The organism is Paenibacillus amylolyticus, assembly GCF_003719335.1.
Classification (GTDB): Bacteria; Bacillota; Bacilli; order Paenibacillales; family Paenibacillaceae; genus Paenibacillus; species Paenibacillus amylolyticus_D.
In genome coordinates this window covers 88340-99913 of sequence record NZ_RIAS01000006.1, presented here as the reverse complement: position 1 = coordinate 99913, position 11574 = coordinate 88340, and the positions used below count along the sequence as shown (strand labels likewise).

Sequence of the window (11574 nt, the reverse complement as noted above, 5' to 3'; positions counted from 1 at the left end):
AGCTAGGAAAGGACGATGAATTTGGGGAAAATTAAGTTTTTACAGCCCTTAAAAAACAAGCGATTTTCTTTATTGTTTTCAGGACAATTGTTATCTGACTGTGGCAATTGGCTTGACTATATTGCCATATACACGTTACTGGTGTATACATGGCAACTTGGTCCTGATGCGGTGGCTGCTCAAGTTATTGCCGCAGGTGTCCCCTGGATATTTCTTGGGCCATTGATTAGTGTATGGGTGGATCGTTTGCCTACTAAAGTAACTCTTGTTGTATCAGATATACTTCGGGCAATCATTGTATTTTGTTTGTTTTTTACGACCTCGCTTTGGTTATTGTTAATGCTGGTTTTTCTAAAGAATTCAGTTGCTACAGCTTTTGAACCAGCAAGGATGAAAACAATTAAAAGTGTTATCCCTCATCAAGAACTTTCTCAAGCCATTTCACTTAGTCAAACTTCTGTTTATTTAATGAAAATTATTGCTCCTATTGTTGGCGGAGTAATTGCTGCTCAGACTTCCTCATCATTTATCTTTTTAATTGAAGGTGTACTCTTTCTCATCTCTTCAGTGTTACTTTCGTTTATTCCAAATGATTTGAACCAAACACAATCTGTTGATAAGCCGAAGTTTTGGAAAGAACTAACAGGTGGGATCAAACATTTAAAAACGACAGCTACACTTCTAATGGCAGTGATTCTAGTATCGGTTTCCTTGTTCTTGATTTTTCTCTTTGAAGGTCTGTTTGTATTGTGGGCCAAGGAACAACATCTGTCAGAGCAGGCTTATGGCATGCTTATCAGTGCAATTGGTCTTGGTAGCCTCGTAGGTGTATTGGGCGGGGGGAGTTGGGAGGGATGGAAGAAGAGTCCCTTATCTAGTATAAGCAGTGCTGTCTTCATTTCAGGAATTCTAGTTACTATACTTGGAATAGGCGGTATGCTGTCATTTCAGCTTCCAACTCTTGTTTGGAGTGCCATGGCATTTTGTGCGGGTGTATGTGCCGCATTCACGACTGTACCGTTCGGATATATATTACAGACAGAAACACCTTCCCATTTAATTGGGCGGGTTACCGGGAGTTCTAATGCACTTCAGAATGTATCTACGTTTCTCGCGCCATTGCTGGGTGCATCTTTGGCAGCGGCATTCTCGACTAACTTTGTATTTTTAGGAGCTGGAGTTGGTCTCGTGCTTCTTGGGGGGATCTCGACAATGACTGTACTCACCAATAAATCGAGAGATTCCTCCAATATAGAGCAGAAACAGGAGAATTATTAATTACTAGACACCTGTTTTAGATTTCATCAAACTTGAGGGTGATTGAATGGAGAGGTGCAAATATGGATACTTCCAAAACTTCTTTACTTGAGAATCAAGCCAATGAATATGAGAATTTTATTAGGAGTAACCGACATATTGTTTTAACAAGCAAGGAGCTGGATGAATTAAGTGTGATTTGTCGACTTGCACAAGTGACGCCACATGATATTTTGAAATTAACCTTTTATTTCTTATTGCAAAAATACAATTTTAATCGAGAAAATCCAGTCTATACTTTGACTGGAGGGCAACTAGAGTCAGTATGTATTGATTATGCTGACAGTGATTCTTTCAATGACATCATAAAAGGGTTTTCAGATGGAAATGTATATCGACAAACAGTAGAATTTTCACAATTAAATAAACAAAACCATAACAATTTCTTATTTGAGGATAGGGAATTCGAGGAGAATATGGAGTGGTTTTTAGCCCCAGGGATCTCTTATGATATGGTGATGAGTTACAGATTTCAGGGGATGAATCTAAACTGTTCTCTTTTGTGCGGCAAACAAACGAAACAGAGCTTGGATTTTATTAACCAGATGTTATCTCATTTTGAGAGACTATTAATAAACCTGATTGGTAATATACATAAGCCTTTTGGGAAAGTCGGCATATTAGATGAGAACGAACGCAATCGACAGTTGATCGAGTGGAATCAAACTGAGCGAAAAAATTCAGGCAGGTATACTGCAATCCGGCGTTTTGAAGAGATGGTTGAGCACTATCCAAGCCGCATTGCGGTAGAGCATCATCAGGAGCAGTTTAGTTATCAGGAACTTGCCCAAAAAGTCGATCAGTGTGCGTCTGCTTTGTGTGCCAAAGGTATGAACCGAGGATCAAAGGTAGCTGTCAGTATGCGGAACTCTGCTAATCTGGTTGTATCACTTCTGGCTATCTGGAAAACCGGGGCTGCCTATGTGCCTCTAGATCCGTATTTCCCGCAAGAACGTTTAGCGTATATGTTGGCCGATTCGGACGCCCAGTTGTTACTTGTTGATAATACAACATCGGGAACGTGGGAATCCCATGACATTCCAAGCTTGAATGTACAGACTCGGTTGGCATCATCCGCGATGACCGGAGGGAGTGCCATCGTGGATCGTTCTGAGCCAGAAGGATTAGCCTATATTTTGTACACATCAGGTTCGACAGGGAAACCTAAGGGTGTGGAGATTTCACATCAAGCATTGAGCAATTTTTTAACAAGTATGTCCGAAGAGCCGGGGATGAGTAAGGAAGATCGGTTACTGTCCGTAACATCGATTTCTTTTGACATCAGTGTATTGGAGCTGTTTCTTCCTCTCACAACAGGTGCGAGAGTCCTCTTGGTAGACCGAGAGACAGCAACGGATGGCATCTCGTTATCACGTCTAATCCAAGAAAAAGAACCCACCATGATGCAGGCTACCCCGTCAACATGGCAGTTGTTACTCGCATCTGGATGGGAAGGAAGCCCGGAATTAAAGATTCTGTGCGGCGGGGAGAGCTGGTCGAGAGAGTTGGCTGGTCAATTACAGGCCCGAAGCAAGGAGCTTTGGAATATGTACGGGCCTACCGAGACAACCATTTGGTCGGCAATTCACCATGTCCGAGAACAGGAAGGAAGGATTCCTATTGGGCGCCCGATTGCCAATACCCAGATGTATGTACTGGATCGCGGCAAGGAACCGGTGCCCATTGGTGTAGCTGGTGAGCTCTATATCGGCGGAGAAGGTGTAGCGAATGGATACTGGAACCGGGGAGAACTAACGGAAGAGAAATTTGTAGACAATGTGTTTACGGGAAAGGGCAAGATGTATGGAACGGGCGATTTGGCCAGGTACAATGCGGAAGGTATTTTGGAATGTTTGGGGCGGATAGATCAGCAAGTGAAAATTAGAGGTTACCGGATTGAATTATCTGAAATTGAACACCAGCTGCTGCAACATGAAGCCGTTGAAAATGCGGTTGTAGTCTCGGTACAAGTAGGTGAAGCAGCGCAGCTAGCCGCGTACCTTGTACTCCAGCCGGGCATGTCTTGGCCTGGGCATCAGGCAATACGGCAACATTTGCAACAAACCCTACCTGAATACATGGTGCCTGTATTGTATAGGGAAATCGAGAAATTACCGTTAACACCTAACGGGAAAATAGATCGCAAATTGCTAATGTTACAAGAAGTTCAGATAGAAGATTCAGATAGTAAAGTAATGCCTAGAAATACAGTTGAACAAATGCTCGCAGATATCTGGAAAGAAACTCTTAATCTTCAATCCGTCGGAGTGTATGATAATTTTTTTGAACTAGGGGGTCACTCTTTAGCGGCAACTAAAATGATGGTGCGTATCAATAGAATCATTCAAGGTGATTTGTCCTTGAGTGTAATCTTCAATGGGCCAACCATTGATGAAATGGCTCATTTTATTCATACTTTAGGTATTAAACCATTGGCCGAACCTGCAATTGAGACAACTTCAAAGCGAGAAAGAATAAAGCCGTCATTTGCACAAGATAGGGTGCTCTTTTTGGATCAACTACTTGAAGAGAGATACGTGTATAACGTGCCTTTTTTTATGGAGCTGGAGGGTGAACTGAATCCGCTTATTTTTGAAGAAAGCATACTTGAAATTGTGAAAAGGCATGAAGTTCTCCGTTCCGCTTTTAGTTATAATGCAGGATTCTCAGAGGTTCAAGTTCTTGAAGCTGAAATTTCGTATAAGTACCATGATTTTACAAGGTTTTCAGAGCAGCAAAAGGTTACTCAGACCGATACACTTCTTCAAGAGCTGATTTGTATGGAGTTTATATTGAATCATCCGCCTTTGTTTCATGTTTCATTAATTCGTCTAGAGAGAAAGAAATATATAATGGGTCTTGTGTTCCATCATATCATTAGTGATGATTGGTCCATTGAGTTGTTTATGAAAGAATTCTCCATGTTTTATGAAAATAAAGTGTTAAATAGAAAGAATGAAATGACTCCACTTACTATTCAATACGGAGATTATGCACTCTGGGAACAATTGCCGGTGCAATCTAAACAAATGAATGAGCATTTGGAGTATTGGAAGAAAAAGCTGAATCAGGATTGGTCTGCTCTCGCTTTACCTTCCGATCGTAAGCTTGTGAAGAAAGCATCACATAAGGGAAATGTATTTAACTTTGTTATACCTAAAAATATAACCGCAAGACTCCTGAGCCTTGGCGAGGAAAATAACAGCACAATGTACATGGTTTTACTCACGTTGTTTCAAATTTTGTGCTATAAATATTCTGGTCAATCTAAGTTTCTAATTGGATCACCTGTTAGTAACCGAAATCGAATTGAAACTGAACATGTTATAGGTTTTTTTGTGAATACGGTTATTATTTCTGCTGATGTAGGGGGAGATCCGACATTCAAGCGGCTTCTACAGGATGTACGTCAAACGGTATTGGAAGCTTTTGAACATCAAGTTCCATTGGATAAGTTAGTGGAAGTCCTGAAACAAGATCATTCCAGAGGGGATCATTCTTTAATCCAAGCAATGTTTCAAGTTGCCCCAGAAATCAGACTATCCATCGAAGGGATAGATATGCAAGAAAAATCAGTCGGGATAAATACATCCAAGTTTGATATTAGTTTAAATATGAAGATCAGTCATGAAAGTTTATATGGACAAATCAATTATCGAACAGACTTATTTAGCGAAGAGTGGATAGGCCAATTCAGCAAACATTTTCAGAAATTAATCATAAATGCCGTTGAAAACCCTGAGATTCAGATTAGTCAGTTACAACTTCTTGGTCCTGATGAGTTAAAAACAATCGCCATTCAAGCTGATGTTGAAGGAGCACACTTGGCAGGAGCGCATGTTATAGATTTATTTGAAAAACAGGTTCGTGAAACCCCTCAACATATCGCAGTAACTTATGAATTGGAAAAGATAACGTATGAACAATTAAACCAACGCGCAAATCAAATCGCACACTTTTTAATAGAGGAACAGGCAAGCAAAAAGATAGACATTGTAGGTATTTGTATAGAAAGATCGATCGATATGATTACTGTATTACTAGGAGTTTTAAAGGCAGGGATAGCTTATTTGCCCCTCGATCCGGCGATTCCTAAGCAAAGATTGCAATATCAACTTCAAGATTCGGGTGTCGAGTCTGTGTTCACTAGTGGATTCTCAGATGCATTTCTCTCGATAAAAGACGCTATACGAACAATAGATTTGGATAGCGAGTGGACTCAATCTCAATTGGGTCGTCAGCCTACAACGAATCCAGCGTGTCCTGTTGAGGGGACCGATCTAGTTTATTTGATATATACTTCAGGCTCCACAGGGTACCCTAAGGGAGTTATGGTGGAACATCGAAATCTTATGAATTACTTATCCGGTACGCAAAAATCCATTCGTTTAGAGGTGGGTTCTAGTTATGCGACAGTATCTACTCTTGCTGCTGATTTAGGGAATACGATGATATTTCATTCTTTAATTAGTGGGGGTGTGTTACATGTCATAAGCAAAGAAAGAGTGTCAGACCCTGAACAATTCGCAACCTATTTTCGTAATAATCCAGTAGATTGTTTGAAAATCGTCCCTTCACATTTGAATTTTCTATTGTCCGCTACTGAACCCAAAGATATTCTGCCTAAGCGGCGCATCGTCTTAGGGGGAGAAGCATTATTATGGGAGCAAGTGGACATCATATGGAGCTTACAACCGGAATGTGAGGTCATTAACCACTATGGTCCAACGGAAACGACAATTGGGGTGGCTACGCATACACTGAAGAAAAATATGCCTAGATACTCTTCTGCCGTTCCTTTAGGTTATCCCATAGCTAACACTGAATTCTATATATTAGACGAAGCGTTCCAACCTGTACCGAGAGGCGTTAGGGGCGAACTATATGTAGGAGGTCCTTCACTATCTCGCGGATATAGAAATCAAGATGAAATGACAGCTAAGAACTATGTTTCATTCCAGCATCATCTTCATAATAGTAAGCGGTTATACCGTACAGGAGATTGGATCAGGCAGCTCCCAGATTCTTCGGTGGAGTATTTAGGGCGGCAGGACGATCAGGTGAAAATTAGAGGTTATCGCATTGAAATACCTGAAATTGTATCGGCATATAAAAAACATCAACTTGTCCGTTCAATTGTTGTACAGATCGAGAACCATCAAACCCATGAATTAGTTGCTTATATTGTCTCTGACCATCCTGAATTATTGCAATTAGTTGAATTAAGGGATTATGGATTGCTTCATCTGCCTAATTACATGGTGCCTGCTAAATTTTATGTATTGGATGCTATTCCTCTCAACATGAATGGCAAGATAGATACATTTGCTCTAGCTAAGGCTCCAGGTATCAAAGAGCTTAAGCCACAGAGACAGAATGATAAATTCACAGAAGATGAACAAACAATCAGAAAAATATGGGCTGAAATCCTTCAATTACAGCCTGCTGAAATCGGACTCTATGACAATTTTTTTGTGTTGGGTGGACATTCTCTGTTAGCTACACAAGTCATAGCAAGCATTAGGAAGGAGTGGAGAAAGAATATTCCACTGTCTTTTATTTTTGAATATGCTACTATATTTGATTTGACGAAGAAGGTTGTGAGTACGGAGGCACCTACCATTGCTACATCTCTAGAGCAACTTGAGAAAGTTCAGACGAATGGAAAACTATCCTCTGCTCAACAAAGACTATGGTTTCTGGATCAATTGGAAGGCAACACTGCATTGTACAATGTCCCTAAGGTAATTCGGATCGAAGGCAATTTTCAGATGGATATTATGGCGAGAAGTCTAAAGAAAATTGTGAAACGTCATGAAATTTTACGTACAAGCTATGAAGAGGTGTATGGAGAACCTGTGCAAACGGTGCAAGAAGACAACGATTTACCGATCGTTGTATTGGATATGCGCAACAGAACAAATAGTATACAGTGTGGTTTAGATTATTTGAAAAATGAAGCCAAAGTTCCATTTCATTTGAAAGAGGATTCTTTAGTTCGTGCCTACATGATTCAGACCCAAGATTCCGAATTTCTGTTTATGTTAAACTTTCATCATATTGCTGTGGATGCCTGGTCACTCAGTATCATTTTTAAAGAAATTGAGTATTATTATGGCGAGCAGTTTAATGGTGGACAACGGGAGCGTCTCCTGGAACCTCTTCAATACGAGGAATTTGTAAAGTTAGAGCAGTATAAGTTAAATAACCAATATGTCAAAGAACAACTGAGGTATTGGAAAGATACATTAGAGGGCAGTAACGCTAATGTGACATTACCTACAGATCATGCGAGACCGGATAAGTTATCCACCCAAGGAGCTACGTATTATATTTCAGTTTCGAACCAATTGTACAATGAACTAATTCATTTCAGCCGATCCCAAGGTGTCAGTTTATTTACAACGACTTTATCTGCCTTTGGTGTGTTGATGTATACAATTACAGAGCAAGAAGAGATTTGTATAGGTACTCCTATAGCTAACCGGACGGATAAAGAAGTTGAGGGGATTGTGGGATTTTTCGTTAATACAATTGTCATTAAAATGGAGCTTTCTTCGAATCCATCTTTTATGCAACTCCTTAGACGTATTCAAGGAAGAACATTAGAAGCGTATGATTATGCTGATGTTTCTTTTGAACAATTAACCGAAATGTTGTTAGAAGAAAGAGATACAGCCTACTCTCCTTTCTTTCAGATGATGTTTGAAACAAGTAAAGAATTAATGTTAAATCTCCCTCACGTGGAATGCACATCTCAGCATCTAGATGCTGGTACGTCCAAATTTGATCTGAGTATCAATATAATTGAACAATCTAACAGCATGCTTATAGCACTGGAGTATAATACTGATTTGTACGATAATGAAACGATCTGTTTGTTCTCAGATAAATATATTCGGATTATGGAATCAATTATGGCGAATCCGAATCAAAGGTTAAAACAGTACAGTAGCACTGTGAATGCAATTTCAACAGAAGAACTGGATGATTTATGGAACTAGTATATGCATTGAAGGGTGTGGGAGTATGGAATGGAACGCTAGGTTCGGAGATGATCCATTTATTGCCGAACTGGCAGAGAAGCTACATGTGCATGGATATAAGGCTTTCTATGGCGAGCATTATAGTGAGAATGATATGGAGCGGTATCGCAAACAATTGTTTCCGATTTTCCAAAATGTCATGTGGGTTGAGGTGGATTCGAGCAAAAAGTATTTAATTGTAGATTATCGTGGGCGAAACACAGTGATTAAGCTCATTAATGGGATGCTGAATACTCGACGAACGCTTAAGGCTAATCAAGCGATGAATGGAATTAATAAGACGGAGACACAGCAAGAAATCACACAACTGACGCGGCTTGTACATTTACTACAGTTCGCGACATTTCGAACCTAAACACACCAAGCATATCAGATAAGTAAAATGTAGTATTAATCTTAAGCAGTCGATCCAATCTGGACCGACTGCTTTGTTGTGTATAATTATTTTATAGGAGTTGAACTTCATTTAACTTAACGTATTTTATTGTTCTTATCTGAACGAAGTCACGAAACTGCTGAACAGCGTGCGAACGTCGTATTGATATTGATGGATCGGCTCAACCGGACGGTTGATACCAAGTAAGGTATAGACGGCGATGCGTGCGGCGCGTACCGAATATTCCTCCGTGAACACCACATCATCTGGAATCTCGCAAAATTGACTGATAAATGCCAGATTTGTTGAACCTTCAGGCACGACTTGAGGGCGGTCACTGTTCAGCCTTGGCATGAATTGTGCGGTGATGTAAGGCATCATACAAGGGATACAATTGGCTGTAGCCATGATCTGCTCTTGATTCTCCTGGAAATGAAGATGGCCTATCAGTTCCTGCATAATTTCTTCACCCGTGCAATCACACATTCTTTTTTTCACATAGTCCCCTACGTTGTCAGGATATAAACCATAGCCCCAGAATACTTTGACGTGGTCAGGCTGATTCCGGAAATGCGGCTGGAAGGCCAACACTACAGACATGAACCAGCTCGAATCTTTGAATGTAACAAGGGCTCCAGTACCTGCACGGTTGCGTGTGAATTTTTCCATCAGATCAAAGAAAACGGAATCCTGAAAAGTGACGGTGAATGATTCCCATTTGGACTCGTCGACATGATCATTAAACGAAGAAGGGTTGCCCAGCATCGGTTTTTTCGCCGCAATGTTCTCCCACAGCTTCCAAGAGCTGCCCTTGCCGTTCAGTTTGGGAGCGGAAGTCATCGAACCCAGGTCAGCACCTTCGGTCATCGATCCATTCGTAACAATGACCAGATCACCCTCATGAATGTCGATCATTTCCTCGACACCGTTCCGCCGCACATGCATACTTGTAACCGTAATTCCGTCGCCCTCTTTGAAGTCCAAATCCGTAACAGTGCATTTCAGCGTGAAATCTACGCCGTACGGCTCCAAATATCGGTGCAGCGGCAGAATGATGGAGTCATATTGGTTGTAGGGCGTGCGTGTAACCCCTTCGAGCGTTTGAATTCGTGGAAACTCGTGAAAAAAGCGAAGCATATATCGTTTGAACTCCACCGCACTGTGCCAAGGCTGAAAGGCAAACGTCGTCGCCCACATGTACCAGAAGTTCGTTTGGAAAAAGTGGGGTGCAAACCAGTCGTTGATCCGCAATTTGCCCAGCGTCTCTTCAGGCGTAATGATGAGTTTGCCCATCGCCAGTCGGTCAGCCATATCAAAACCCATGGACAATACGTCTTCCACCTGACCATCGCGGTTAATTAACCGTGCATTGGAATGTGTGGGGTTAGCGTTGTCAAAGGCCGTAATTTCTTCTCTGACCGACATACCCGGATGTTCGATAGAAGGAATGGTCTCCAGCAGCTCCCACAGGTTTTCATATGCCTCATCATTGAGCATCCGTCCACCGCGAATGACGTAACCTTGTTCCGGATTACCTGCACCGTCATTACTGCCCCCGAGAATTGGCATTTCCTCAATGATGTGAATATTTTCGCCGGGGAAGTCACAGTCTCTGACCAAATAAGCCGCTCCCGCGAGGGATGCAATACCGCCGCCTACAAAATAAACCTGTTTAGAGCCATGTTCTTTTTTCACGATCAATCGCCTCCAAAAGATGGTGTGTTCTTCACATTTCCAATGTAAACCTGCACCGGGAAAGAAGGTATGATCAAAAGAAGACAGCTGTCTGTTTTTTAGTCACTTTTGGAAAAATGTCTAGTTTTAGGTCGGGAGATCGAGCGATGGCTTGATGCTAATCGTGTATACTTTATCCATATTAATAGGGCAATTTCTGAATTCCTGGTATAGGGTAATTCGCCCGATGATAGACGCGATCATAGAAAAACAAGCTGCACATCCTTAACGGGATGGCCGCTTGTTATTTGCCTTCTACGCCTTTTCAAATTTATTCGTTTCTGCTGGTATAATTTAATCGTACCTCTATTTTTGTTAATTTAACTTTTTTCTCTTATCTGCACGCTTATTCGTTCTTTTATTCTTTAATCAGTGCTGATACTTATGCTCATACTTATACAGTGCTCTGACTACATTTCCTTCAATCAGTTCGCTCAACTTGTCGATGATCTGTTTGGGTGGTTCTTTCATGTCATTCCGCATCCATTGGATAATGAGGCCCGTGAAAGCCAGCGTATAGAAATTGGCAATAAACTCTTTATCCTCTCCGCGAACCTTGACTCCGCAAGCCAGCTCATCAATGACACCCATAATCAGATCATGTGTCACTTGATAGAGATAACCATCCAGATGAGAACGTCCAAGGGATTCCAGTGTATTGCAGCAAAAGGCCTTATTATTTTCGATGTAACAGAAAATTTTGTAGAACCCTTCTGTCCAGGTATCATAACTGCGATATTCATGGATACTTTCCACCGCTTCCGTTTCGTAAATCCATCCAAGCAGGGCATAAATATCTTGAAAATGATAATAAAACGTTTGCCGGTTTACACCGCAGCCATCCACCAGATGTTTCACTGTAATTTTATTGAGAGGCATGTGTTCCATCAGGCATTTAAGTGAATGAGCCAGCGCGGTTTTGGTCAAATGGGAAGCAGACATTACCGTTCACCTCATCATTCAGATTGTAGTCATCATACGACGTTAGTTTACTACTGCAAATGTACATAAGAAGACTACCACATTTTACCTAAATATGGTATTGCAATGATCACTGCAAACACAGAAAAATAAAAACGATGACCGTTTAGGCCACCGTTT

5 protein-coding genes are annotated in these 11574 nt (G+C 41.1%); 3 read left to right on the top strand and 2 right to left on the bottom strand.

Going from position 1 to position 11574, the window contains the following annotated elements; translation table 11 throughout:
* Positions 1–15: 15 nt before the first annotated feature.
* From EC604_RS13115 to EC604_RS13105, 3 genes are all read left to right on the top strand, one after another.
* Positions 16–1278, top strand: coding sequence for an MFS transporter (locus tag EC604_RS13115; protein WP_123064604.1), 1263 nt, complete (start codon positions 16–18; stop codon positions 1276–1278).
* A gap of 62 nt (positions 1279–1340) precedes the next feature.
* Positions 1341–8321 carry a non-ribosomal peptide synthetase gene (locus EC604_RS13110; protein WP_123064603.1) on the top strand — a complete coding sequence of 2327 codons (6981 nt, stop codon included), beginning with the start codon at positions 1341–1343 and terminating at the stop codon, positions 8319–8321.
* Between the two features lie 25 nt (positions 8322–8346).
* Complete coding sequence (locus EC604_RS13105) at positions 8347–8718, top strand: hypothetical protein (protein WP_123064602.1); 372 nt, start codon at positions 8347–8349, stop codon at positions 8716–8718.
* A gap of 135 nt (positions 8719–8853) precedes the next feature.
* Here EC604_RS13105 and EC604_RS13100 read toward each other — a convergent pair whose 3' ends face one another.
* Entirely contained in the window at positions 8854–10434 is a 1581-nt protein-coding gene (locus EC604_RS13100; protein ID WP_123064601.1) for an oleate hydratase, read from the bottom strand.
* A gap of 408 nt (positions 10435–10842) precedes the next feature.
* On the bottom strand, positions 10843–11415 hold the full coding sequence (locus tag EC604_RS13095) for a TetR-like C-terminal domain-containing protein (protein WP_123064600.1): 573 nt from the start codon (positions 11413–11415) through the stop codon (positions 10843–10845).
* Positions 11416–11574 lie beyond the last annotated feature (159 nt).

Bases quoted from the DNA above. Each gene is read 5' to 3' on its own strand.
- EC604_RS13115 (WP_123064604.1), top strand. From the start codon at position 16: ATGAATTTGGGGAAAATTAAGTTTTTACAGCCCTTAAAAAACAAGCGA.
- EC604_RS13110 (WP_123064603.1), top strand. From the start codon at position 1,341: ATGGATACTTCCAAAACTTCTTTACTTGAGAATCAAGCCAATGAATAT.
- EC604_RS13105 (WP_123064602.1), top strand. From the start codon at position 8,347: ATGGAATGGAACGCTAGGTTCGGAGATGATCCATTTATTGCCGAACTG.
- EC604_RS13095 (WP_123064600.1), bottom strand. From the start codon at position 11,415: ATGTCTGCTTCCCATTTGACCAAAACCGCGCTGGCTCATTCACTTAAA.